This is a genomic window from Caldalkalibacillus mannanilyticus JCM 10596 (assembly GCF_000615945.1).
In the GTDB taxonomy this organism is placed as follows: Bacteria; Bacillota; Bacilli; order Caldalkalibacillales; family JCM-10596; genus Bacillus_AT; species Bacillus_AT mannanilyticus.
Window position 1 is genome coordinate 15,548 of the sequence record NZ_BAMO01000020.1, and the last position, 23,864, is coordinate 39,411.

Annotated in this window: 27 protein-coding genes, 2 pseudogenes and 1 riboswitch; of the genes and pseudogenes, 26 read left to right on the forward strand and 3 right to left on the reverse strand. The window is 36.6% G+C overall.

The annotated features are described in order from the left end of the window. Window positions 1-263: 263 nt before the first annotated feature. Window positions 264-991: pseudogene (locus JCM10596_RS25255) on the forward strand (IclR family transcriptional regulator). A gap of 81 nt (window positions 992-1,072) precedes the next feature. Here the strand turns inward: JCM10596_RS25255 and JCM10596_RS12005 are convergent. Next, window positions 1,073-2,839 (reverse strand): B12-binding domain-containing radical SAM protein, encoded by a 1,767-nt coding sequence (locus tag JCM10596_RS12005; RefSeq protein ID WP_025027335.1) that lies wholly within the window; start codon window positions 2,837-2,839, stop codon window positions 1,073-1,075. A gap of 160 nt (window positions 2,840-2,999) precedes the next feature. Here JCM10596_RS12005 and JCM10596_RS28700 point away from each other — a divergent pair, with 160 nt between their 5' ends. From JCM10596_RS28700 to JCM10596_RS12050, 8 genes and pseudogenes are all read left to right on the forward strand, one after another. Next, a complete protein-coding gene (locus JCM10596_RS28700; RefSeq protein ID WP_081792017.1) occupies window positions 3,000-3,089 on the forward strand; it encodes a YjcZ family sporulation protein in 90 nt (29 codons plus the stop codon). Window positions 3,090-3,392: 303 nt separating this feature from the next. Then, window positions 3,393-4,193, forward strand: a complete 801-nt coding sequence (locus JCM10596_RS12015) for a basic amino acid ABC transporter substrate-binding protein (protein WP_025027336.1) — start codon at window positions 3,393-3,395, stop codon at window positions 4,191-4,193. Window positions 4,194-4,322: 129 nt separating this feature from the next. After that, entirely contained in the window at window positions 4,323-4,982 is a 660-nt protein-coding gene (locus JCM10596_RS12020; protein WP_025027337.1) for an amino acid ABC transporter permease, read from the forward strand. Further along, complete coding sequence (locus tag JCM10596_RS12025; RefSeq protein ID WP_025027338.1) at window positions 4,979-5,701, forward strand: amino acid ABC transporter ATP-binding protein; 723 nt, start codon at window positions 4,979-4,981, stop codon at window positions 5,699-5,701. Before JCM10596_RS12020 ends, JCM10596_RS12025 begins: the two co-directional genes overlap by 4 nt. Before the next feature lie 479 nt (window positions 5,702-6,180). Next, entirely contained in the window at window positions 6,181-6,447 is a 267-nt protein-coding gene (locus JCM10596_RS31350; protein ID WP_369345630.1) for a hypothetical protein, read from the forward strand. 138 nt (window positions 6,448-6,585) lie between these two features. Further along, window positions 6,586-7,929 (forward strand): glucose-6-phosphate isomerase, encoded by a 1,344-nt coding sequence (locus JCM10596_RS12035; RefSeq protein WP_025027340.1) that lies wholly within the window; start codon window positions 6,586-6,588, stop codon window positions 7,927-7,929. Window positions 7,930-7,996: 67 nt separating this feature from the next. Then, window positions 7,997-8,683 (forward strand): annotated as a pseudogene (locus JCM10596_RS25265) (metal-dependent hydrolase). An 894-nt stretch (window positions 8,684-9,577) separates the two neighbouring features. Further along, entirely contained in the window at window positions 9,578-10,327 is a 750-nt protein-coding gene (locus JCM10596_RS12050; protein WP_025027342.1) for an NAD(P)-dependent oxidoreductase, read from the forward strand. Between the two features lie 126 nt (window positions 10,328-10,453). On the opposite strand, the gene JCM10596_RS12055 is transcribed toward JCM10596_RS12050, so the two are convergent. Further along, entirely contained in the window at window positions 10,454-10,726 is a 273-nt protein-coding gene (locus tag JCM10596_RS12055; protein ID WP_025027343.1) for a hypothetical protein, read from the reverse strand. Window positions 10,727-10,975: 249 nt separating this feature from the next. Here JCM10596_RS12055 and JCM10596_RS12060 point away from each other — a divergent pair, with 249 nt between their 5' ends. From JCM10596_RS12060 to JCM10596_RS12125, 15 genes are all read left to right on the forward strand, one after another. Beyond that, the gene (locus JCM10596_RS12060) at window positions 10,976-12,340 is read left to right on the forward strand and encodes a helix-turn-helix domain-containing protein (RefSeq protein WP_025027344.1); all 1,365 of its coding nucleotides are present in this window, start codon (window positions 10,976-10,978) and stop codon (window positions 12,338-12,340) included. Further along, window positions 12,340-12,474, forward strand: a complete 135-nt coding sequence (locus tag JCM10596_RS30840) for a hypothetical protein (protein ID WP_267879698.1) — start codon at window positions 12,340-12,342, stop codon at window positions 12,472-12,474. Before JCM10596_RS12060 ends, JCM10596_RS30840 begins: the two co-directional genes overlap by 1 nt. Before the next feature lie 411 nt (window positions 12,475-12,885). Continuing rightward, complete coding sequence (locus JCM10596_RS28705) at window positions 12,886-13,044, forward strand: aspartyl-phosphate phosphatase Spo0E family protein (protein ID WP_267879699.1); 159 nt, start codon at window positions 12,886-12,888, stop codon at window positions 13,042-13,044. A 112-nt stretch (window positions 13,045-13,156) separates the two neighbouring features. Continuing rightward, window positions 13,157-14,497, forward strand: a complete 1,341-nt coding sequence (locus JCM10596_RS12075) for a helix-turn-helix domain-containing protein (RefSeq protein WP_025027345.1) — start codon at window positions 13,157-13,159, stop codon at window positions 14,495-14,497. Between the two features lie 148 nt (window positions 14,498-14,645). Further along, window positions 14,646-15,956, forward strand: coding sequence for a helix-turn-helix domain-containing protein (locus JCM10596_RS12080; protein WP_025027346.1), 1,311 nt, complete (start codon window positions 14,646-14,648; stop codon window positions 15,954-15,956). A 91-nt stretch (window positions 15,957-16,047) separates the two neighbouring features. Next, on the forward strand, window positions 16,048-16,533 hold the full coding sequence (locus JCM10596_RS27835) for a helix-turn-helix domain-containing protein (RefSeq protein ID WP_051541284.1): 486 nt from the start codon (window positions 16,048-16,050) through the stop codon (window positions 16,531-16,533). A 65-nt stretch (window positions 16,534-16,598) separates the two neighbouring features. Beyond that, entirely contained in the window at window positions 16,599-17,357 is a 759-nt protein-coding gene (locus JCM10596_RS27840) for a hypothetical protein (RefSeq protein WP_051541285.1), read from the forward strand. A 173-nt stretch (window positions 17,358-17,530) separates the two neighbouring features. After that, complete coding sequence (locus tag JCM10596_RS28710) at window positions 17,531-17,866, forward strand: aspartyl-phosphate phosphatase Spo0E family protein (RefSeq protein WP_234410491.1); 336 nt, start codon at window positions 17,531-17,533, stop codon at window positions 17,864-17,866. A gap of 66 nt (window positions 17,867-17,932) precedes the next feature. After that, complete coding sequence (locus tag JCM10596_RS12095; RefSeq protein ID WP_025027348.1) at window positions 17,933-18,184, forward strand: AbrB/MazE/SpoVT family DNA-binding domain-containing protein; 252 nt, start codon at window positions 17,933-17,935, stop codon at window positions 18,182-18,184. A 248-nt stretch (window positions 18,185-18,432) separates the two neighbouring features. Then, window positions 18,433-18,759: a hypothetical protein gene (locus tag JCM10596_RS12100; RefSeq protein ID WP_148302588.1), complete on the forward strand. Its 327-nt coding sequence runs from the start codon at window positions 18,433-18,435 to the stop codon at window positions 18,757-18,759. Window positions 18,760-18,862: 103 nt separating this feature from the next. Then, window positions 18,863-19,306 (forward strand): hypothetical protein, encoded by a 444-nt coding sequence (locus tag JCM10596_RS12105; protein WP_025027350.1) that lies wholly within the window; start codon window positions 18,863-18,865, stop codon window positions 19,304-19,306. A gap of 81 nt (window positions 19,307-19,387) precedes the next feature. Next, window positions 19,388-19,801 carry a hypothetical protein gene (locus tag JCM10596_RS12110; RefSeq protein WP_025027351.1) on the forward strand — a complete coding sequence of 138 codons (414 nt, stop codon included), beginning with the start codon at window positions 19,388-19,390 and terminating at the stop codon, window positions 19,799-19,801. A gap of 79 nt (window positions 19,802-19,880) precedes the next feature. After that, window positions 19,881-20,291, forward strand: coding sequence for a hypothetical protein (locus JCM10596_RS12115; protein ID WP_025027352.1), 411 nt, complete (start codon window positions 19,881-19,883; stop codon window positions 20,289-20,291). A gap of 252 nt (window positions 20,292-20,543) precedes the next feature. Further along, the gene (locus JCM10596_RS12120) at window positions 20,544-20,819 is read left to right on the forward strand and encodes a hypothetical protein (RefSeq protein WP_025027353.1); all 276 of its coding nucleotides are present in this window, start codon (window positions 20,544-20,546) and stop codon (window positions 20,817-20,819) included. A 172-nt stretch (window positions 20,820-20,991) separates the two neighbouring features. After that, window positions 20,992-22,305: a DRTGG domain-containing protein gene (locus JCM10596_RS12125; RefSeq protein ID WP_025027354.1), complete on the forward strand. Its 1,314-nt coding sequence runs from the start codon at window positions 20,992-20,994 to the stop codon at window positions 22,303-22,305. 143 nt (window positions 22,306-22,448) lie between these two features. Here JCM10596_RS12125 and JCM10596_RS12130 read toward each other — a convergent pair whose 3' ends face one another. Next, entirely contained in the window at window positions 22,449-22,754 is a 306-nt protein-coding gene (locus tag JCM10596_RS12130; protein ID WP_025027355.1) for a YtpI family protein, read from the reverse strand. Window positions 22,755-23,079: 325 nt separating this feature from the next. Beyond that, window positions 23,080-23,174: riboswitch (cyclic di-GMP riboswitch) on the forward strand. 73 nt (window positions 23,175-23,247) lie between these two features. On the opposite strand from JCM10596_RS12130, the gene JCM10596_RS12135 reads away from it, so the two are divergent. Together JCM10596_RS12135 and JCM10596_RS12140 are read left to right on the forward strand one after the other, a co-directional pair. After that, complete coding sequence (locus tag JCM10596_RS12135) at window positions 23,248-23,595, forward strand: DUF192 domain-containing protein (protein WP_025027356.1); 348 nt, start codon at window positions 23,248-23,250, stop codon at window positions 23,593-23,595. A gap of 56 nt (window positions 23,596-23,651) precedes the next feature. Next, window positions 23,652-23,828: a Flp family type IVb pilin gene (locus JCM10596_RS12140; protein ID WP_025027357.1), complete on the forward strand. Its 177-nt coding sequence runs from the start codon at window positions 23,652-23,654 to the stop codon at window positions 23,826-23,828. Window positions 23,829-23,864: the final 36 nt, after the last annotated feature.

The following is a 23,864-nucleotide window of genomic DNA, read 5'->3' on the forward strand; positions in this document are numbered from 1 at the left end:
ATAAAAAAGTTAAAACTCTAGTTTCACTGTTTGAAACTATGTTTCTTTTCTTGGTTTTATTATAACGTAAAATAGCCATTGCGTACATGAATTTTTGAAAAAGTTTCAGAATAAGCTCTATAGGTATCACTTTAATGACCTAAAATAATCATTTACCTTTTTAAAAATATTATGTATAATTAAAAATAAAAAAACTAAGTTTCGTCAAACGAAACAAGGTGTTTCGCCTGGTGATAAGGAAGGTGTTCAAAGTGGAAGAAAAAATGACAGTGAGAGCTGTTGAACGTGCTCTGGATATTTTGCTTTGCTTTACAGATAAACTAGAACTTAGTTTAACAGAAATTTCGACCCATGTGGGGTTAAATAAAAGCACTGTTTTTAGACTTCTTGCTTCCCTTGAGAAGAAGGGCTTTGTCATGAGAAATCAGGACAATGAAAAATATAGGTTAGGCTATCGCTTATGGGAGCTATCGTCTAATCTCACTCATATCGACGATCCTGCTGTGATGCTTTTGCCCGAGATGGAGCGCTTGCGCGATGCTTTGGATGAAACCATTAGTTTATATGTACGGGACGGAAAGGAACGCGTGCGGATTCAAGCAGTAGAAAGTAAACAAACCATCCGCAGAGTAGCTCCTATTGGAGTAAGGCTTCCATTATCTGTTGGGGCTTCAAGTAAAATTCTTGTTGCCTATGCGGATCCAGAAACACAAAAAATGATTCTAAATGAGCCTCAATGGCCAACAAATATAGATAAGGAAACCTATATGTTACAGCTCTTACAAATTCAACAGTTAGGCTATGCTACGAGTATGGAGGAAAGGGAGGTAGGCACCGCTGCCATTGCTGCACCGATTAAGAATCAGTCCGGTAAGCTGGTTGCTGCACTCTCTGTATCCGGTCCCTCAGGTCGCTTGACCCTAGAAAAATGAAGGAATATGCTCCTATGATCATTGAAGTAGCCAAAAGAATGGGGAACATGGTGAAATAACCACGTTCCCTTTTGCTTTTAATAATAATCTCTCCCATTTTTCTACTGACTACCCACCTCTTCAGCTGATGGAAGTCTATTTTATGAGGTTGGGAGTTTTGTTATGTTAGAAAGAGGTGTGCTAAACGGAATGACACGCTGCTCTCTCGGGTTAAAGTAGACCAGAAGTAAAGACTTTTCTTTCTTCATTTCTCCTGTTTGGATATAGTGTCTTGGATCAAACGGGAGAATCTCAATCATCGTGTGTTTGTGCAGAGCGGTTTCGTTTAGCTCAAGAGCAGCAAATTCCTCTGACAATACACTAGGGCGCTCAGCCACAGTTCGCAAATATTCAGATTGTTGCTGTTTAGTTAGTGAAAAATCCCACCAGGTTTTGCGTGGCTTGTTTTTATGATGGATAAAGTAATCATATTTCATCAAGCCTTCAATAAGGGTCAGCTGTTTCGTTGACCTTGATGAAAGAAAGAGGTGCAATCGAAGAAATAAATCCTCCAATTGATGTCCAATTCTGGACCAGCCCTGCTTGTCCCAAAAATCTCCAAACTCTTGAAAGAAATCGAATGGGGAAGCAAACTCCGTTCTGATGAGATACATAAGGGTGTGATCCATTCGGTGGTCATTCCAATATTTCTCAAGAACATCCTCTACTCTTTTCATACGAATGATTTCATCAAAAGACAACACATTGTTACCCAGAATCTCGTAAGGGGCATGCTCCATATAAATATAATGATGATCCTCAGCACGTAAGCGCACACCTGTCCCTCGAAGCATCTTCAAAAAGCCAAGCTGCAATTCTTCCGGCCCTAGGGCAAATACATCATTAAATGTTTTTCGAAAAGAGGCATAATCCTCGTCCGGTAAGCCAGCAATAAGATCAAGGTGCTGATCGATTTTTCCACCTGCTTTGACCATACTCACCGTACGGGAGAGCTTCTCGAAATTCTGCTTTCGCTGTACCAATTCATTGGTGGCATCATTGGTGGATTGAACGCCAATTTCAAAACGAAAAACACCGGGAGGAGCATGATCATTCAGAAATTGAATGACCTCAGGCCTCATGATATCGGCTGTAATTTCGAACTGGAACACACAGCCTTGATGGTTGTCTATCAGGAATTGAAACATTTCAAGTGCATAATCCCGCTTAATATTAAAGGTACGATCGACAAATTTGATGAGCTTTGCCCCTTGCTCGATTAAGAAAAGAAGATCTTTTTTCGTCCTCTCTATATCAAAATAACGCACACCTACTTCAATAGAAGAAAGACAGAATTGACAACTGTAGGGACACCCTCGACTCGTTTCTACATAAACCACTCTTTTACTTAAGTGAGCCCGATCCTCTTCGAAGTAAAAAGGAGAGGGAATATCATTCAGAATTAATTTAGGGCGTGGAGGATTTACAATCGCTTTGCCTTCTATACGATAGGCAAGACCGAAAACAAGATGGTACTTCTTCTCTCCCTCGATTTCCTGTAATAAATGCTTAAATGTTTCTTCCCCTTCTCCAACGACAATGAAATCGACTTCTGGTATTCGATCTAACCAATACTCGATGTCATAAGAAACCTCAGGTCCCCCTAAGACAATCTTCAATTCTGGCTTTACTTTTTTCAGCATTTGAATAATAGGAATGGTTTCTTCAATATTCCAGATATAACAGCTAAATCCCACCACATCAGGATTCTTACTATATAAGTCCGAAACCACATGCATGCTCGGATCTTTAATGGTGTATTCTGCCATTTCTACTGAATATTCAGGTTCGGCAAAGCTTTTTAAATAACGCAGAGCTAGGCACGTATGGATGTATTTCGCATTTAATGTACTTACAACAACTTTCATGAACGGACCTCTCAATCTAAGCCATAATGGTCTTATTATATCGAAATAAGAAGAAGGAAACAAACTTATTAAAAATGGGTAAGAGTCCATACATTTTCATAGAAAATGAATATGTTATATATTGTACGAATCAACAATAAAAATAAAGGAGGTTGAATAAATGTACGGTGGTGGATTTACGTTAATTGTTGTGTTGTTCATTTTATTAGTCATCGTTGGAGCTTATTATGCAAGAGGTCCAGTTTGCTAATTTCTAAAAAATCTGATTTTTTAAAATGAATAATTATCACACAGAAAAGCTACACATTCCCTAATTAAAGGGATTTATGTGTAGCTTTTTTGAATTATAATTCCTATAGGAGAATATTCATACCATCGATTGAATTGTTGGAATATTTTACATTTACAAAAAGGAGAAGATATCTGTATAATTGTATGTGTCCAAGCAATAGGTTGTCAGAAAATCTGTCATATTTCATAGTTATGCAAAATGAATGCTTGGAAACAGAGAGAAAAAGAAAATATATTTTAAATGAGAGGGGTTTTTGGAAGCATGAAATTGAGAAAGGGTTTAGTCTTCATAGCCATTATTTCTTTACTTGCGCTTGCATTGGTTGGATGCGGTTCGAAGGAAACAGCAGGGGATGGAAAGAAACTTGTTGTTGGAACAGATGCGGCATTCCCACCATTTGAATACCTAGACAAAGGAAAGATTGTAGGATTTGACGTTGATTTTCTTGAAGCAGTGATGAAGGAAGCTGGAATTGATTACGAATTAAGGAACATTGGGTGGGACCCTCTATTTGCTGCTTTACAAAGCAAGGAGATTGACTTAGCCATCTCTGGAATCACAATCAATGATGTTCGTAAACAAACATATGATTTTTCACATCCATATTTTGAATCAACACACATGATTCTTTTTAAAGAAGGCGTAGATGTGAAAGGTGCTCAAGATATTGTAGACATGAAGATCGGTGTCCAAAATGGAACAACAGGTCAGTCTGCTGTAGAAAAGCTTATTGGTGTAAATCATCCGAATATTGCTAAATATGAAAATAATGTAGTTGCGATTATGGCTCTGAAAAATGGAGATGTAGAGGTAGTCGTGACAGATAATACAGTAGTAAACGAGTATATCAAAAATAACCCTGACGATAACCTGATTGGAGTATCAGATACGGAAACATTCGAAGCGGAATACTATGGTTTAATGTTCCCTAAGGGTTCAGAGCATCAAGAAAAAATCAGTGCTGCGATCAAGACCGTGATTGAAAATGGAACGTATGCTGAAATCTATGAAAAATGGTTTGGAACAACTCCAGATATCGATGCTTTATTAAATGCAAAGTAATTTTCTCAAGTAGAAAAAGTTAAAATTGCGTAACGTACGTCCGTTACGCAATTTTAATGTCTAAACCAAGTAGACTTTACTTTTGAATAAAGGGGTTAAAATATGGAAGCGCTCACTAACTTTTTTGCTATGTTTAACTTTAGACTAGATATTGTCATAGACTATCTGCCCTTTTTCCTAAAAGGAGCCATGATGACAGTGGCGGTATCTCTAGCAGGAATTGGAATCGGAGCCGTTCTTGGTCTATTTATAGGGTTTGGAAAGATGTCGCCCCTCGCGATGGTTCGCTTTCCCTTTGTTTGGTATATTAACTTCTTTCGAGGAACTCCTTTATTCGTTCAGCTATTATTAATTCACTTTGGAGTCATGCCTTTATTTATTTCACCACCAAGTGCGTTAGCCTCCTTAGTTGTGACCTTATCCTTAAATGCCGCTGCTTATATGGCAGAGATCTTTCGCGCAGGAATTCAATCTATTGACCGTGGACAGATGGAAGCAGCGCGTTCACTGGGAATGACGAAGTTCCAAGCGTACCGCTATGTTATTCTACCTCAAGCGTTCAAGAGAATGATTCCGCCGCTAGGAAACGAATTTATTATTTTACTCAAGGATTCTTCTCTAGGAGCTGTTATTGCTGCACCAGAGCTTATGTACTGGGGACGAGCAGCCGCCTCGCAATACTTTAAGGTATGGGAGCCTTACTTGGCAGTTGCCATGATCTATCTCATTCTGACCCTTTCACTTACGTATCTATTAAATTACATTGAGAGGAGATTAAAAACAGAATGATCACTGTTCAGAATCTAAAGAAATCATTTGGAGATTTAGAAGTACTCAAGGATATCAACGCAGAGGTCAAAGAAAAAGAAGTGGTCGTAGTGATCGGTCCTTCAGGTTCAGGGAAATCCACTTTTTTACGTTGCCTAAACCTCTTGGAAACCATTACAGGTGGGCATATTTATATCAATGGTGTTGATTTAGCAGATAAAAAAACAAATATTAATAAGGTCAGGGAGGAAGTAGGGATGGTGTTTCAATCCTTCAACCTCTTTCCACATAAAAGCGTACTAGAAAACATCACAATGGCGCCAATGAAGGTACGCAAATGGAGCAAAGAGGATGCAGAGAAAAAAGGCCTGGAGCTTCTTCGCAAAGTAGGATTGGTAGAAAAAGCGAATGTGTATCCTGATTCATTATCAGGGGGGCAGAAACAAAGGGTTGCCATCGCCCGAGCGCTTGCCATGGAGCCTCAAATCATGCTATTTGATGAACCTACCTCTGCTCTTGATCCCGAGATGGTAGGGGAAGTATTAGAGGTCATGAAGCAATTAGCCAAAGAAGGAATGACGATGATTGTTGTGACACATGAAATGGGCTTTGCCCGTGAAGTGGGAGATCGAGTTATCTTCATGGATGGTGGATATATAGTAGAAGAAAACGAACCTAACGAATTGTTTGGCAATCCGCAAAATGAAAGAACCAAGGCTTTTTTAAGTAAAGTATTGTAAGATAAAGCAAAAGCAAAAAGCAAAAAGAAAAAGCAAAAAGAAAAAGCAAAAAGAAAAGCAAAAAGAAAAGCAAAAAAATCTAAAAAAGAGCTAAGTATAATAGGGGCTATACTCCACGTTACGTGTCATTTTTGAATGATGAACACATGCGAGTATAGTCCTTTTTGTCGAAAAAAATACAACTTATATTCTAGGTTGTAAGGGTATGTAATTGTAAGAACTTGTAAATGATAAGAACGAAATTAAGGAAAGGAGGAAAGCGATCATGATTCGTCGGTAGCTACCCAATCGAGATATTATGCTGGAGTATTGCCCTTCCAGGCTTTGGACAATTTATTAATCGAAAGTATATCAAGGGAGTTATTTTTGTTCTCCTTGAATTTCTGATCAACATTCAGGCAAAATTAAACCTTAGTATTGTGTATAGCTTTCAAGGGCAGATTGATAAAGCTATTTCTGTAGCAGACTATCAATGGCTGATGTTCTATCCCTGTGTGTATTTATTTGCCATGTGGGATGGCTATCGTGATGCTCTCATTCTAAGCAATCAGAATGTTTCTTCCTATCAATTCCTTCCCTTTGTCCTTTCGGCGTATCTATCCACAATTGGATTGATTTATTCCGATCTAGGGATCTTTCATATTACGTTTGGTCCTGTTTTTCAACCGCTGATCTCTATTGCAATCGGATTGACTATCGGCTTCCTGATCCAGAGATGGCTGATTCAAAAAGAACATAGCACGTAAAAAAAGATGGCACAAAAAGTTCTCAATTGTCATCTTTTTTAATGAGATCAAGCCTATCTTCAATTGCGTTCTGATGCCTTTTTAGATAAAGTATAGGAAGAGAGAAAAAATATCGTGGAGAAGAAAAGGAGAGTAACTATGACTTTGAAATTTGATTATAGTAAGGCACTTTCATTTATTCAACAAGAAGAGCTATCCTATCAAAAGGATTTAGTACGTGCAGCGCATGAAATGTTACATAACAAAACAGGTCCAGGAAGCGATTATCTAGGGTGGGTTGATCTACCACAGAACTACGATCGTGAAGAATTTGCCCGCATTCAACAAGCGGCTGCTCGAATCACAGAGCAATCGGAGGCTTTAGTTGTCGTTGGTATTGGAGGCTCTTATTTAGGAGCGAAAGCAGCCATCGACATGCTGACACATACCTTCTATAACCAGTTGCCGAAGGAGCAAAGAAAGACCCCTGAGATCTATTTTGTTGGGCAGAATATCAGCTCAACTTATCTAAAGCACCTTCTTGATGTTTTAGAGAACAAGGATTTCTCAGTAAACGTCATTTCTAAATCAGGTACGACAACAGAACCGGCGATTGCTTTCCGTATTTTCCGGGATTTATTAGAGAAGAAATACGGAGAAGAAGGAGCAAAATCAAGAATCTATGCAACAACAGATGCTCAAAAAGGAGCATTAAAGCAGCTTGCCACTGAAAAAGGCTATGAAACCTTTGTTGTTCCAGATGATGTCGGAGGACGTTATTCTGTCTTAACAGCAGTAGGTCTTCTACCGATCGCTGTAGCTGGGATCAACATCGAAGAGATGATGGCTGGAGCCCTCGAAGCACAAGAGAAGTATGCTAACCCTAGCTTAGAAGAGAATAGCTGCTACCAATATGCGGCTGTCCGTAATGCTTTATACAAAAAAGGCAAAACAATTGAACTGATGGTGAATTACGAGCCTTCTCTTCATTTCTTCTCTGAGTGGTGGAAGCAACTCTTTGGCGAGAGTGAAGGAAAAGACCAAAAAGGAATATTCCCTGCGGCAGTAGATTTCTCTACGGACTTACACTCCATGGGCCAATACGTACAGGATGGACTGCGTATCCTATTCGAAACTGTCATTCAAGTGGAAAAATCACAAGAAGAAATCATCATTGAAGAAGAAAAACAAAATTTAGATGGTCTTAACTTCTTAGTAGGAAAAACCATGGATTTCGTCAATAAGAAAGCATTTGAAGGAACCCTTCTTGCTCATACTGATGGTGGAGTTCCGAACCTAGTTGTTACCGTCCCTGAATTAACGCCACATACCTTTGGACATATGGTCTATTTCTTTGAAAAAGCATGTGGAATCAGCGGATACCTACTAGGGGTAAATCCATTTGACCAACCAGGTGTAGAAGCCTACAAGAAAAATATGTTTGCGTTATTAGGCAAACCAGGATTTGAAAAAGAAAAAGAAGAGCTAGAAAAAAGACTATAATATAGAAGTGCTCATTGAACATCTAGCTGTCTAAATCAATCTAATACAATTCTCAGGAGGAAGTGAAATGCAGATTACTTTTCATGGGCATAGTTGTATTCAGGTAGAAACACAGACACATTCACTGATCATCGACTTTTTTAACAGGGAATCCAATCGCCAAGATCAAACCAGAGGATGTAAAAGTAGACTATATCCTACTCACTCATGGTCACAATGACCATTTTGGAGATGCCATTGAAATCGCCAAGAAAAATGATGCGACCATCATTGCTCCGAATGAACTAGGGGTCTATGTTGGCTGGAAGGGCTGTAAGAGCCATCCCATGCACATTGGTGGTTCTTATACCTTTGATTTCGGTAAAGTTAAATTTACTCAAGCCTTTCATGCTCTGCCTATATGGAGGAGGAAGACCAACGCATCACCTATCTAGGAATGCCGGCTGGAATTCTTTTAACCATTGAAGGAAAAACGATCTATCATGCGGGAGATACTGGCTTATTTAGTGATATGAAAATGATCGGAGAGCTGAATCAGATTGATCTCGCTTTTCTGCCCATCGGAGACAATTTCACCATGGGACCTGAGGATGCCCTCATTGCAGCAGAATGGCTTAAGGCAGAGAAAGTTATTCCTATTCACTTCAACACCTTCCCACTTATTGCTCAAGATGGTGAGCAATTCATCAGAGACCTCCATGCAAAGGGGATGGAAGCAGAAGTCCTTTCAGTGGGAGCTACACTTCAATTGTAAAGGATTTTGTCACCAAGATGTCACCTTGCTGTAATCTTGTTGTAACATAAAGTAGATATACTAAGGGTAAGTAAAAACCCCCTATATATAGATGTGACCCGTGGAGGTCACTCTTTTTTTTTCTCTTAGACAGAATTAACGGCGCAACAAAGGATTATCCATACAATCTTAGGTTTTGTTAGCGTTAAAAAAGCAAGCAAAGCATCGGCGCTTTAAAAAAGATCCAGACAAATTCTTTTCGGAATTAGAGAATAGATGGCTGACAGAATAATTGTGTTAATTATTTTGTCTAAGTTTTTTAAAAAGAAATTTGATAAATTTGATAAGGTAATAGAATATTGCAATGTTAACTGCTAATGCAAGTATATTAATTCGTACCATTTCATTTCCTGTAAAGAGGTTTGTAAAAATCCATCTGGAATTGCTATCTGAATAAATACTCCAATAGCTTAAAGGAAGACCAAAACTATACTCATATATATTACCTAAATAATGAGTAACGGAAAAGCTATAAATAGAAGTGATTCCAACAAGTAATAAAGAGATTAATAGTAGTCTTGAAATGTATATTCTCATAATAAACTCCTCTCTAAAGATAAAGATAAGCAATATAATACTACATTGCTTATCTTTAAATTAAAAAACTTCCTTATTCACTAACCAACGTTAAGCGATTTGTCCAAGTTCAAAAAGGGGCTAAATAGGTGCCTTGTTTTATTACATCGAAGAATTTTCCTTATTTCCTATGAAGAGGATTTAAATAGTACCTTTATTAGTACTGTATTTTGCAATAAACAAGTACTTAAGTATCTATAAGTATGTGATATAACTTTATATACTATTATAAAGGAAACTTCTTTAGGATATTATTATAAAACAAAAAGGGGGCACACTATGATAATTCTTGTAGTGGGGGCAACTGGTAAAACAGGACAATTAGTCGTCAAACAACTACTAGATTGTGGAGAGAAAGTAAGAGTCATTGTTCGTTTCCCAGATAAATTATCAGAAACAATTCTATCTCACCCAAATATATCTGTTATTACTGTTAGTAATGTTTTACACATAAACAAGCATGAGATGAGAGAATATGTTAAAGATTGTAAGACTGTGATCTCCTGTCTTGGACATAACCTAACCCTAAGTGGAATATTTGGACCCCCTTTTAAATTAGTAACGGATGTAACTAAACTCATTTGTCATGCTATTAAAGAAAATAAGCCCCAAAGAAAAATTAAGTATATTCTTATGAACACGACAGGGAATAGTAATAAAAACCATAGAGAAACAGTGTCTTTGGCCGAAAAATGTGTTCTGGGGATTATTAGATTGCTCGTGCCTCCACACAGAGATAATGAAAAAGCAGCTGATTATTTACGAACTGAAATTGGTCAAGACAATCTAGAAATAGAATGGACTGCTGTTAGACCTGATAGTTTATTAAATTTAGATGAAGTAACTAAGTATTCTATATTTCCTTCACCTATCAGAAGTGCCATTTTTAATCCAGGAAAAACGAGTAGGATTAATGTGGCTCATTTTATGTCAGAATTGATTATAAATGAAGAATTGTGGGAGAAATGGAAAGGGAAAATGCCTGTTATTTATAATGATGATTCAGTAGTAGAGGAAGGAAATGTATGAAAGCTATTGTACACAGTTACAAGGGTCGCCTAGAAAGTTTCAGTTTTCTACTCTACTCACAGTCAAAAAATCAAAAAGCTACCACGTTGATATTATCTAATATGATAATCAGTGGTAGCTTTTTGTTTAATTTTGTTTGCATACTTCTCCTCTAAACTCCCTATACCTAAGAAATTTAGCAGGATGCGTTCTATAATTACCCGTGTAAGTTAAGGTACCTCGATACCCTTCGGCATCACTATATTCAATCGTCACTGGCGGTTTTTTAAGACCAATGGCTTGTAGCTTCCATTCTGTTACTGTCTTACATGTCGTATCAGTAGCAAAAGCTGGCATCGGAAGCATTGAAACTAGTAATGTAATAATTAAAAAGAATGCAAGTATTCTGTTTTTTGTCATTAAGGATCACCTCCTTCCTCTCCTATATATTCCATATTATATCGACCGTTCAATATTTTGTAAATTATTATTTCTATTATTTTCTAACATTTTCTATTATTTAGTTGTTTCATATTAGTATAGGAACAAATAATTTATATTTTTCTTTCGATGAGCTAAATGAATGGGGAATTATCCCTTGAAATTCTATGCATTAAAATGTAAAATATAGTAAAAGTTTCGTTACTAGAAGGAAAGGGGCGTCTTCCTATGCAGATGCAAGAAACGTTGCATCGGTCATTACGTTCAGAAATAGAGAGAAATATGAGAGAGAACGGTTATACAATTAGTAAGACAGCTGAGATTTCAGGCATTAACCCAGGTACTTTAAGTGATATTTTAAATAGTAATCCTCCACGAGCCATAACCATCCATCATTTAGACTCTTTGGCAAGAGCATTTGGTCAACCCGAAGGATGGTTATATGATTTGTATCCAGAAGAATGTCTAGCAGAGGGGAAAATATCACGTCCACGCTTAATTCCCTATTTGATTCGATGTGCAGAAGTCGGATGTCAAGATTGTTTGGAGCTGGCAGTTTCCCAGCTATTAGAGAATCCAAAACATCTTTCTATTTTATATAATGTGGCAGAACGATTATATGAGGAGGGAAAGCATAAAGAAGCTCGACCTTTCTATGAATACGTTGTAGAAAATGAGAAAGATAGTTTTTCAGACCAATTTATTATAAGTCAGTATCGCTTATTTCGCTTGAGTATAGGGACTAATTCGGATGAGAATTGGAAAGCGGTGATACGGTTTGAGATTTATAGGAAGAGATTGCCTGAGAATTATCAGTTGGATGCGTTGCTACAGGTGGCGAGGGTATATTATGCTCTTCATAAATGGAGTTTTGTTGAAAAATTTGCCGACGAATTACGAGAATTGTCTTTATTGGTTTATAAGGACAATCTACGCAGAAGAAAAAAAAATAGGGAGAACGAATTCTTCAAAACGGAGCGTCATTTAGTAGTGTATTATGGACAAGGATTTCTACTAAAAGGTGTAGCACTAATAATGAGAGAAAAATATGAAGAAGCAAAGAAATATGTTGCGGCATATGCCAACCTTAGTTGGTTTGAAGATTTGGATGAGTTAGGAGTAGAAGAAGTTAATAAATTTCATTATTGGGGAAAAGCGAATCTATATGCGTTGAACATAACGATGGGGAATCTAGAAACTTTAACTGATTATGTTCAATTTTTAGAAAAGAATCCTCATGAAATTATGACTGGTCTGTTGACTATTATGAAAGCGGCTAATAAATATGATCTCAATGTAGATGGGATATTAGACGGTTTTTCTGAGTATATGGTACGTGTTGAAGATTACAAGCATGCCATTGATCTCAGCAAAATATTTCGACTTCGGGAACAAAAGTATGAATATGACTTTAGAAAAGGGAGGATATCACAGGGGATAGACGAACTGTTGCACTGTCTGGATTTATCCCTTATAATACATAACCATAAAGGGTTTAAAAGATGTGTTACACTATTTTGGAAATTTTTTACTCACGCATCAAATGAACAAAGAAAACGTTATCAAATGATCCTAGAAAGGGAGGATGAGTAATGAAATCTTTGCTGGCACTGATTTTAAGTTTTAGCTTATTTTGTGGTGTTGGACAACCTGATAATATTTTAGAAACTGAAAAAAATATTAATACTGTTATAATGCTTTATAATGAGCATGGATCGACTGGTTAGAGATATTTTTAGAAGTAAAGGTAGTTGGAATTTTTCTAGAAAAGTTATATTTGATCAGCATTTTAATTTATCATGTGGTTTCATAATGATCTTCCCCTTAAGAAAGAGCTCAGCTTTAATAATATTTGATTTATAGTACATCAACATCCCCAAAGGGATGTTTTTTTATGCAGATTTTTTAAATCCCAAATTTCCTGTATATTGGATTATAGTTATTATTAGCCTAATCATCGTGAAAAGGAGGGGAGTCAAATCGGTTTAGTTCAGAGAAAATCAATACATAAGAATAATCCTCTTTGCTTTCGAGATGTCAGTTCTCCTTCAGAAGAAAAGAACTATAGTAACTATGTAATCCGCTTACTAGTAAAAAGGGAAAAGCATCAACATGCGGAACAGGACTTATTTGAAAAGATAGAAAGAATGAGGGAAGAACTTACAGAGCTAGTGGTTAAAAAGGGTTTTTCATCAAGTGAAGTTGTAGAATTAAGTCAACGCTTAGACAAGTATATTGTTAAAGCACAAAACCAAATGAGAAAAAAAATACTGAAATACGAAATAGTAAATAGATAAGTGATCTCCTGGAGTAAATAACATTCAGGAGTTCTTTGTTACACTGGATGAAAATACCTTTAACTCTCTGAAAGCAAAGTGATAAAAGTACTTGGTATAGGGAGTGGTAATATTGATAGGGGGAGCTTCTTTACTTAAGTTGCAAGCTAAATTGCACCGAACATTACGTTCTGAAATAGAAAGAAACATAAAAGAACGGGGATATAGCATTAGTAAAACAGCTGAATTATCAGGGATGAACCCTGGTAATTTGAGTGGTATTTTGAACGGTAATCCACCACGTGCCATCACAATCCGTCAGTTAGATGCCTTGGCTAAGGTATTTGGCTATGAACAGGGCTGGTTGTATGAACTGTATCCAGAAGAATGTATATCAGAGGGGAAGGTTTCACGCCCACGCTTGATTCCTTATTTAGTTCGCTGTGCGGAAATCGGCAGGCAGGACTGTATAGAGATTGTTGTTTCACATCTCTTAGAAAATCCTAAAAATCTAGTCATCCTCTATTCTGTAGCTGAACAATTATTTGAAAGCGGAAAGAAAAGAGAGGCGCTACCTTTCTATGAAGTTATTATAGATAATGAAAAGGATAGTTATTCTGATCAATTTGTGATTAGTCATTATAGAGTATTCCGTATAAAGTTAGGAGAAAATTTAGAAAAAAATTGGCAGGCTGCTGTTAGTTTTGCTCCATATTGTCAGAGGTTGCCTGAAGATTATCAGTTAGATGCTCTTTATCAATTAACAAGAGTATTTTATTCAATCAGAAAATGGGATCATTTGGGCGAATTTGCAGATAAGCTACAAGAATTAGCGACGACCGTCTATTGCGAGCAATTACGTCAAAAAAAGAAAGAAAAGAGAGTACCTCTTCTAAGAATAGAACATCCTTTAGTTTCTTACTATGGAAAAGGTCATCTACTGAAGGGAGTAGCTTTAGCACGAAAAGAACGATATGAAGAAGCAATAAAATGCGTTGAAAAATATATTGATCTGAGCTGGTTTGAAATACTCGATGACTTAGGGAAACAGGAGGTCGAGAAGTTTCGCTACTGGGGTGAAGGGAATATATATGGGTTAAATTTATTAATGGGTAAGATAGAGATACTTGAAGAGTATGTTGAATTTCTAACGAGGCATCCTAAAGAAATTTTACCAGGTTTGCTGGGGATAGTAGAAGCTGCCAATAAACATGATTTTAATGTAGATTGGGTACTCAATTCTTTTTCGGAAAATATAAAGCAATTCGAAGAAAATCGAACTGTTGTAAACATGAGTCAACAAAATTATTTTCGAAATCAATTGGCAATCTATTTGTTTAGACGAGGTAAACTTACAGAAGGAATTAACGAAACGATCCGCTGTCTAGACTTATCTGAAAAAACAAAAGAATATATGAATTTTAAGAAATGCGCGGAATATTTACTAGAGTCAATAGATAAAAAGACAGAATAATAAGTTATTACATATTGAAATGAAAAAAGTATATTAAACGATAGAAATAAGATATTATAAGCAGAAAAACATCCCAAAAGGGGTGCTTTTTTTAGAGTCAACCTGATATAAAAGGAATATTTAATTAAGGAAAGAAAGGAGACATTCTATGGGGATGCAAATCCTTTTGCATCGAACATTACGTTCTGAACTAGAAAGAAACATGAAAGAACGCGGATATACCATTAGTAAAACAGCGGAATTATCAGGGATGAACCCTGGCAATTTGAGTGGTATCTTGAACGGTAATCCACCACGTGCCATCACGATCCGTCAATTAGATGTTTTGGCTAAGGTATTTGGTTACGAACAGGGCTGGTTGTATGAACTGTATCCAGAAGAATGTATATCAGAAGGGAAGGTTTCACGCCCACGCTTGATTCCTTATTTGGTTCGCTGTGCTGAAATTGGCAGGCAGGATTGTATAGAGATTGTTAGTTCATACCTCTTAGAAAATCCTAAAAATCTAGTCATCCTCTTTTCCGTAGCTGAACAATTATTTGAAAGCGGAAAAAAAAGAGAAGCACTGCCATTTTATGAAGTCATAATAGATAATGAGAAGGATAGTTATTCTGATCATTTTGTGATTAGTCATTATCGGGTATTTAGGATAAAATTGGGAACCAATTCAGAAGAGAATCTCCAAGCTACTACTCGTTTCGCACCCTATCGTAAGCGATTGCCTGAAAACCATCAGTTAGATTCCCTTTTGCAATTAACAAAAGCCAGCTATTCATTGCAAAAGTTTAGAGATACAGAAAAATATGCAGATGAGCTACAAGAATTGGCAACGCTTATCTATAATGATCAAATAGACCGGAAGAAAAAAGGCAGGACAATCTCCCCTTTAAGAACAGAACACCATTTGGTTGTCTATTATGGACAAGGTTATTTGATGAAAGGACTAGCTTTGTCAACACAGGGACAATATGAGGAATCCATACCCTATATTCATAAATACATGGATCTTGGATTTTTTGAAATATTGGATGACTTGGGAAAACAAGAGGTAGAAAAGTTTCGATATTGGGGTCAACTTAATTTATATTCAACTAATTTAATGATAGGTAAGGAAAAATCACTTAGTCAATATGTTGAATTTCTAGAGAATCATCCTGAAGAAATTTTCCCCGGTTTGTTGACCATCCTAAGAATAGCTAATCAACATGGTTATGATGTAGATTGGGTTCTTGATCATTTTTCTAAAAATATAAAAGAATCAACAAATAGTGATTTTATAGATATGGGCAGACATATTCGATTTCGAAAGGAACTGGCACTTTATTTTTTAAAGCGTGGTAAAGTCACAGAAGGTATACAGGAAACGCTGAAATGTCTTCAGTTGTCAGACAAAGGAAGAGAATATAAAAACTTCAAAACATGTGCAGAGTCACTATTGGAAACGTTAGAGAAAATATAGTAAGGGTGAACGAAGGAAGCAAAGTTAGAAATTGGTACGTTATTACAGAACATCTTGATTGAAAGATTTATATTTGGAGGTGCAAAAAACTTTGCATCGAACATTGCGTTCTGAAATAGAGAAAAACATGAAAGAACGGGGATATACCATTAGCAAAACAGCGGAATTAGCAGGGATGAATCCTGGCAATTTGAGTGGTATCTTGAACGGTAATCCACCACGTGCCATTACAATCCGTCAGTTAGATACCTTGGCTCAGGTATTTGGTTACGAACAAGGCTGGCTGTATGAATTGTATCCAGAAGAATGTGTATCGGAGGGTAAGATTTCACGCCCGCGCTTGATCCCCTATTTGGTTCGCTGTGCCGAATTAGACAGGCAGGACTGTATTGAGATGGTTAGTTCACATCTCTTAGAAAATCCAAAAAATCTAGTCATTCTTTTTTCGGTAGCTGAACAATTATTTGAAAGCGGAAAAAAAAGAAAAGCACTGCCATTTTATGAAGTCATAATAGATAATGAAAAGGATAGTTATTCTGATCATTTTGTGATCAGCACTATCGAGTATTTCGGATAAAATTAGGAACGAACTTAGAAGAAAATTGGCAAGCTGCTATTCGTTTTGCTCCTTATCGTAAGAGGTTGCCTGAAGATTATCAGTTGGATGCTCTTTTACAATTAGCCAATGTATGTTATTCAATAAGCAAATGTGAACATATAGTAAACTATGCCGATGAGCTACAAGAACTGGCGACGATCGTTTATAATAATCAGTTACATCACAAAAAGAAAGGAAAGGCTATACAACCTCTAAGAACAGAGCGCCATTTGATTGTCTATTATGGACAAGGTTATTTGATGAAAGGGTTAGCTTTGTCTAAACAAGAACAATATGAGGAAGCGATTCAGTACGTGCAAAAATATATCGACCTGAGTTGGTTTGAAATATTAGATAACTTGGGAAAACAGGAAGTGGAGAAGTTTCGCTATTGGGGTGAAGCGAATTTATATGCTTTTCATTTACTGATGGGTAAATTTGAAATACTCCAAAAGTATGTAGAATTTTTAAAGAAATATCCTAATGAAGTTTTACCAGGTTTGTTAAACATTGTAGAGGCTGCTAATAAACATGATTTTAATATAGATGGGGTTCTCAATATTTTTTCTGATGACATCAAGCAATTTGAAAAAAATGAAAAAGTTATTAATATAAGTAGTCATAATCAATTTCGAAATCAATTGGCGATCTATTTGTTTAGACGAGGCAAACTTACAGAAGGAATTAATGAAACGATTCGCTGTCTATATATATCAGAGAAGTTAAAAGAATATAAGAGCTTTAAGAAATGTGCGGCATCTTTATTGAATTCGATAGAACGAGGAACACAAATATCTGACTGATTCGCTGTGTAAAAATTGTTCTATCTAAAAAAGTCATATAATTTACTTAAAAAACATCCCAAAAGGGGTGTTTTTTAATATTCTGTTTTTGGCATTTTTGGATATTTTGGATAGTAGTTTATAGTAATAAACAACAGGAATTATTTTTAGAAAAGGAGGGGCACATTATCGATTTGGTAACGAGAAGATCAATGCATACCTACGTTCTTCTTTGCAATCGAGATGCAGGATCTCCTTTAGAAGTAAAAAGAGCTCACACAAAGAGTACAGTTGACTTAAAAGAAAAGGGAACCGTTCAGCAGAGTGAGTCAGATTTATTGGAAGAGATAGAGAGGATGAGGGAAGCATTAGTAGAGTTAGTTAAAAGAAAAGGTTTTTTTTCAAGTGAAGTTGTGGAATTAAGTCAGCAACTAGATAGATATATTGTCGAAGCTCAAAATAGGATAATGAAAAAGTCTGGGAAGCATTCAAGTATGACATTAAATGATGGACATCGTGAGCCTCGATAATATGATCATTCATTTTCAAAGTACCCGTGATTGATTTTATTATTTATTAGAATGAGGAGGCTTATTATGTACGGAGAAGTTCGCAAGATAGATCGTTTAGGAAGGGTTGTTATCCCTAAATCTATAAGAATGAATAACCAAATTTTAATTGGAGATGATTTAGAGATATTTACGGATGGAAAGAAGCTGATTCTAACAAAATCTAAACCTTCTAATCCAAGCTGTGTTGTCTGCAATAGTTGTGAAGGATTAAAACAGATAGAGGATTCTTATCTATGTGATCAGTGTGTAGATGTAATCGCGAAAACAGCAAAATAAAGTGAAAGATAGAAACAAGAACGATGTTGGAAAGTAAAAAAATAAAACAAAAAAATTGACTTCAGAAATTAGCGAAGTCAATTTTCTTTATTTTATTTCAGTTAGCATAATTGCAGTTGATATGAATGATGAAGGTAACTTGTCTATTTTGCAATAAGCAGTAACATGAATAAAACTGAAACATTTCCTACAGAAGATCAGTCTGATTATATGGATCTGATTTCCATACATACTCATTTGCAGGAGAGGTGAATTTATTTTTGCAAGGAGCGATCGATTATTTTAAGAGTGTTTCATACTGGATCTCCGATAGTCTTATTCTAGTGTTAATTATTTTATTTCTAGCGTATATCATTATAAATTATTGCACAGGTTGGCTCATGGATTTTATAAATCCTAAGTTCACTAAAGCTCTGTATAGCTGTATTTACTTTGTTGTTTTTTTACTTTTGCATTTGATTTTTCAATCTCAAAATTATTTTGCCGTCGTAGCAATCGTAGTGAAGGTTTCATTTCGCCTTAAGCATTTTTCATTTGATCGTTCCATTTTTCAAAAGGGGGAAGAAGGAATCTAGCTAATATTTTTCATTGTTTTTCATCCAATTTGTGTGACAATAATACGGCATTAGAAAGCTTCTAATTATAGATTTTGTGTAGAATTAGAAACGGAGGAAAAAAATGCCGAAACATAAATATATGTTAATCCTTCTATTAGTATTTTTAATCATTGGATGCACCAACACCAACACCAACACCAACACCAACACCAACACCAACATCACATATGAAGAAGATGAACTCTATCTATTTTCAGGAGAAGTTTTTGGTGTAACTCCACAAGATGGGTATGTTCTACCGAACAAAAGTAAATCTAGATATACACTTTCCTTACATAAATTTTATCCAGAGGGTGAAGATTTTGATGAATATAATAGAAGATTTAGAAATGTAGTTGGGAGAGGGATAGACATCACGGATAATACAAAAATCTACGATGAAAATGATTCGGAAATTGCTACAACAGATATTGAAATAGGAAGTACAGTAGAATTTAAAGTTATTGTAGCTGATGAATTCCTTGAAGCGATAGAAATAAAGGTAATTGAGAAAGCTGCTGAATAAAGTAAAAAGGTGATCATTGTTCATTTTCAAGCGGGATAACAGCTAGCAATGTTTCTTTAGATAGAGAAAGGGGGGAAGGGAATGAAGCCAACATATATCTTTTTAGTTCTCCTTATTCTTTTGAATGTTGGATGCACCAACACCAACATCACATATGAAGAAGATGAACTTTATCTATATTCAGGAGAAATCATTTCTGTAACTCCACAAGATGGTTATGTTCTAGAAAATAAAAGCAGAACTAGATTTACACTTTCTCTACATGGATTTAGACCAGAGGGAGAAGAATTCGATGCATATAATGGGAAATTCAGTTCTGTAATTGAAAGAGCAATAGAAATTACAGACAACACGAAGATTTACAATGAAGATGGAACCGAAATTACTCCTACAGAATTAGAAACAGGAAGTACAGTAGAATTCAAATTTGTTATCGTGGATGAGTATCACCTTGAAGCGATAGAAATAAAGGTAATTGAGAAAGCTACTGAATAAAGTAAAAAGGTGATCATTGTTCTTTTCAAGCGGGATAAAAGCAAGCAATAATTCTTAAGATATAGAAAGGAGGGAGGGGATGAAACCAACTTATATCTTTTTAATTCTCCTTATTCTATTGAATGTTGGCTGCACCAACACCAGCATCCCATATGAAGAAGATGAACTACATCATTTTTCAGGGGAAGTCTTTGGTATAGTACCGCAAGATGGGTATGTTCTACCGAACAAAAGTAAATCGAGATATGCGCTTTCTCTTCATAATTTTTATCCAGAGGGTGAAGAATTCGATGAATTCAATAGAAAGCATCAAAATACCATTGAAAGGATCATAGACATCACAGACAATACAAAAATCTACGATGAAAATGATTCGGAAATTGTCCCTACAGATGTTGAAATAGGTAGTGCAGTAGAATTCAAAGTTATTGTAGCTGATGAATTCCTTGAAGCGATAGAAATAAAGGTAATTAAGAGTGCCTCTGAATAACGTTTGCTTTTAAAGTAAAAAAATAGACCGCCTTGAGCTGACAACTCCGCGGTCTATTTCAAAAACTATAACCTGGGTCAACCCCTTTTGCTGGGGAGCTACTGTACAGGACCACAGCTGTTAGCATCAGCCTGTGGTCTTTTTTCTAATACGTTTCATCTAATACTATCATACTCTTAAGAAACTGTATGTATGTCTGGGGGAACTTGTACATATAATGTAGCAATCTAGGAGAGAGTGGGGGAAAACAGGATGAAAGTAAGAAGTAGACTATTTATTTCTCTGGTAGTGGCTCTGGCTTTATTGTGGGTTGCGATTCCGCGATTGCCTGTCTATGGGAGCAAGGTTGAATTTGGCTTCAGTATTCTTTGGTTAGCTTTTTGCTTGCTGGTGATTGGAGCGAATCTTCATGCTCTGTTGAGATTGGGACGTGGAGAGGTTGTAGATAAACCAGCGTTATCTAAGGAACAGCGTGAAGCGATGAGAAGGATTCAACGCTACAAGAGAAGGAGAGTACCCTCCAGATAATAACCATGAAGAAAGATGAAAAATAATGAATAAAAATAAGACAAGTTAAGGATGAACAGTTGCTTTCCCTCTATGAAACTCTGTATAATACAAGGTAAACAGGAATAGTACAGATGATCGAAAACAAGTAATACAGAAGAAGTAGAGACCGTGGAAAGCAAGGTGCAGCCTTATGACAACAAAACATGAACAGATTATTCATCATATCCAATCCTTAGAGGTTGGAAGTAAAATATCCGTTAGGCAAATTGCGAAGGACTTAGATGTAAGTGAAGGAACGGCATATCGTGCGATCAAGGATGCAGAAACTCAAGGCTATGTCAGTACGATCGGTAGAGTGGGAACGATAAGGATTGAAAAAAAGAAAAAGCAAAACATTGAAAAGCTGACTTTTGCTGAAATTGTAAATATTGTAGATGGAACCGTTATTGGTGGGAAAGAAGGTCTTCATAAAACCCTAAGTAAATTTGTGATCGGTGCCATGGAGCTTGAAGCTATGATGAAGTACATCAATGCAGGAAGCTTATTAATTGTGGGGAACCGTCGCAAGTCTCATAAGCTTTCTATTGAGCAAGGAGCTGCCGTTCTCATTACAGGTGGCTTCGATACGACAGAAGAAGTGAAGAACTTAGCTGATCAGCTTGAGTTACCGATTATTTCTTCATCCTATGACACATTTACGGTCGCTTCGATGATTAACAGAGCCATTTATGATCGACTGATCAAGAAGGAAATTATGCTGATTGAGGATATCTTAACACCTCTTGAGCTAACCCATTATTTGATGACCTCTGATCCCATCGAAGCGTGGTATAAGATGAGTGAAGAAACGAGACACGGGCGTTATCCTGTTGTGGATGAACACCTGAAGGTACAAGGAATTGTGACAGCCAAAGATATTATTGGCAATCCTCCGAATACCAGTCTAGAGAGGGTCATGACCAAACAACCGATTGTCGTATCACCGAAAACATCTGTGGCTTCAGCCGCTCATATTATGGTCTGGGAAGGCATTGAACTGCTGCCAGTCGTTGATTCACATCGAAGGCTTCTGGGGATTATTAGTCGTCAGGATGTATTGAAGGCGATGCAATATATTCAGAATCAACCTCAGATTGGTGAAACATTTGAGGATTTAATTACTTCCTCTTTTGAAGAAATTGTAGATGGAAAGAATCTGATCTTCAAAGGCTTTATCTCACCACAGATGACCAATCATTTAGGAACTCTGTCAAGCGGAATCCTAACCACATTGCTTCAAGAAGCCGGCAATCGAGCCTTGCGTCGTCAGAAAAAGGGAGATCTAGTAGCAGAGAATCTTTCGATCTATTATCTTAAGCCTGTCCAGATTGAAACGGAAATTGAAATTAGACCCCATGTTATTGAATTAAGTCGAAAGTTTGGAAAGCTTGATATAGAGGTGTTTCATGAAGGGCAGCTAGTAGCCAAGGGAATGATGAGTGCTCAGTTGATTGACCGGTCATAGTTAGAAGCGAGAATACAAAAGTGAATAGAAATAGGATCAAGCAAAAAAAGCAAAAGTAACAGGTGACGAACTTACTTCCTGTTATTCTTGCTTTTTTATGTTCTAAGTTTTCAATTTCTTTGACCGTATCCTTGGTGTATTGGTTACTTCTCTGATAAGTGTGGCAAAGAAGCCTTGTAATTTCGAATACCCATCAAGAGGTTAAACAATCCAAGCCCTAGAAAGAGAAGACCGACAAAGATTCTCCAGCCTGAAAGCTCTATGCCGAAGGTGAAAAGCTGTATGGACCCAAGAGCCAGAAGCATGGTTCCCATTGAGATATTCACCTTGGCACTATAAAATTTCATGACGTTATAATTTCTTTGTTTTCGATACTGCCTTGTTTTAGCACTGTAGAAAATGGATAGACCGGCTGAAAAGGCAGCAATACATGATAAAATGATACTCATAGACATCACCCTTAAAAAGACATACTGAGAACTTCTCTCACCTATTGTACATGTTCTCTGATAAAAAGGAAATAAGACACGGTCAAAAAATGATTCATTTTTTTAAAAAAAAGGTCATTCATGGGTCTATTTACTTAGATAGTAACAATTTTTCAAAAAATTTGATCAGAAGAAGATACTTTTGTAATGGAGTGAAGAAAAAAATAGGACTATATTCATGCGGAATTTTCTGAAAATAAATGGTTCGATCGGTCAGTGTCATTTTTTGTCGAATAATCTTATACTAAGACTATCAAATCAGATTCGGACAACAAACGTTGCAGAATCTCGATAAAGGCAAAACTAACGAAAGTTAGTGACGCAAAGCTACAGGGGCTAAGGTGTTCTCAAAACGGGACACTAAGCCAGCCAGTTACCGAAAGATATGAGGCGTTTTTTCTATACCCTCCTTTCGGTAAAGGCAGGGTTATTTCACGTACAGGAGGTGACATTGTTGAAGCTCATTCATGTAGGGACAGGCCAAGTAATTGCACAACAGGTAAGCATAGCTCAAACGTTTTTCAAAAGACTAAAGGGGCTGATGTTTACCAGAGAATTACCTCAAGGCCATGCCCTTCATCTTACACCCTGCCGTTCGATTCACACATTTTTCATGAACTACAGCATTGATGTACTCTATCTAAATGAACAATGGAGAATTGTATACACTGAAGAACATGTTGCACCACGGAAGTTTGGTAAGCAGTGCCCAGAAGCTATTTCGGTAGTAGAGCTGACAGCAGGAAGTATACAACATTATGGTTTAGAGGTTGAAGATGAACTTCTATTCGTAAAAGAATAGGCGATAAGCACAGCATGACCATTGACAAAAACAAACATGAAAAAGGAGCGATTTCAATGTTAAACAAATTAAAAGGATTAGTAGTAGAAGAGCAAGGACAAGGGATGACTGAGTATGGTTTGGTTCTAGGAATTATTGCCGTAGCTGCCGTAGCAGCGATGGTTGCACTGAGAGCACAGATCATTGAAATGTTCGAGGATGTTGTAACACTTGTAACGGGTCGCCCTAGCTAATAGACCCCTTACATTCTGCCCTTATATATCTTTTTA

Excerpts from the sequence above, each read along its gene's own strand:
- JCM10596_RS12105 (WP_025027350.1), top strand. The coding sequence starts at position 18,863 with ATGCCGAAACATAAATATATGTTAATCCTTCTATTAGTATTTTTAATC.
- JCM10596_RS12020 (WP_025027337.1), top strand. The coding sequence starts at position 4,323 with ATGTTTAACTTTAGACTAGATATTGTCATAGACTATCTGCCCTTTTTC.
- JCM10596_RS12055 (WP_025027343.1), bottom strand. The coding sequence starts at position 10,726 with ATGACAAAAAACAGAATACTTGCATTCTTTTTAATTATTACATTACTA.
- JCM10596_RS12050 (WP_025027342.1), top strand. The coding sequence starts at position 9,578 with ATGATAATTCTTGTAGTGGGGGCAACTGGTAAAACAGGACAATTAGTC.
- JCM10596_RS12140 (WP_025027357.1), top strand. The coding sequence starts at position 23,652 with ATGTTAAACAAATTAAAAGGATTAGTAGTAGAAGAGCAAGGACAAGGG.
- JCM10596_RS12125 (WP_025027354.1), top strand. The coding sequence starts at position 20,992 with ATGACAACAAAACATGAACAGATTATTCATCATATCCAATCCTTAGAG.
- JCM10596_RS31350 (WP_369345630.1), top strand. The coding sequence starts at position 6,181 with ATGTTCTATCCCTGTGTGTATTTATTTGCCATGTGGGATGGCTATCGT.
- JCM10596_RS28700 (WP_081792017.1), top strand. The coding sequence starts at position 3,000 with ATGTACGGTGGTGGATTTACGTTAATTGTTGTGTTGTTCATTTTATTA.
- JCM10596_RS12060 (WP_025027344.1), top strand. The coding sequence starts at position 10,976 with ATGCAGATGCAAGAAACGTTGCATCGGTCATTACGTTCAGAAATAGAG.
- JCM10596_RS12130 (WP_025027355.1), bottom strand. The coding sequence starts at position 22,754 with ATGAGTATCATTTTATCATGTATTGCTGCCTTTTCAGCCGGTCTATCC.
- JCM10596_RS12015 (WP_025027336.1), top strand. The coding sequence starts at position 3,393 with ATGAAATTGAGAAAGGGTTTAGTCTTCATAGCCATTATTTCTTTACTT.
- JCM10596_RS12095 (WP_025027348.1), top strand. The coding sequence starts at position 17,933 with ATGTACGGAGAAGTTCGCAAGATAGATCGTTTAGGAAGGGTTGTTATC.
- JCM10596_RS12120 (WP_025027353.1), top strand. The coding sequence starts at position 20,544 with ATGAAAGTAAGAAGTAGACTATTTATTTCTCTGGTAGTGGCTCTGGCT.
- JCM10596_RS12080 (WP_025027346.1), top strand. The coding sequence starts at position 14,646 with ATGGGGATGCAAATCCTTTTGCATCGAACATTACGTTCTGAACTAGAA.
- JCM10596_RS30840 (WP_267879698.1), top strand. The coding sequence starts at position 12,340 with ATGAAATCTTTGCTGGCACTGATTTTAAGTTTTAGCTTATTTTGTGGT.
- JCM10596_RS12025 (WP_025027338.1), top strand. The coding sequence starts at position 4,979 with ATGATCACTGTTCAGAATCTAAAGAAATCATTTGGAGATTTAGAAGTA.
- JCM10596_RS12115 (WP_025027352.1), top strand. The coding sequence starts at position 19,881 with ATGAAACCAACTTATATCTTTTTAATTCTCCTTATTCTATTGAATGTT.
- JCM10596_RS12005 (WP_025027335.1), bottom strand. The coding sequence starts at position 2,839 with ATGAAAGTTGTTGTAAGTACATTAAATGCGAAATACATCCATACGTGC.
- JCM10596_RS12110 (WP_025027351.1), top strand. The coding sequence starts at position 19,388 with ATGAAGCCAACATATATCTTTTTAGTTCTCCTTATTCTTTTGAATGTT.
- JCM10596_RS12035 (WP_025027340.1), top strand. The coding sequence starts at position 6,586 with ATGACTTTGAAATTTGATTATAGTAAGGCACTTTCATTTATTCAACAA.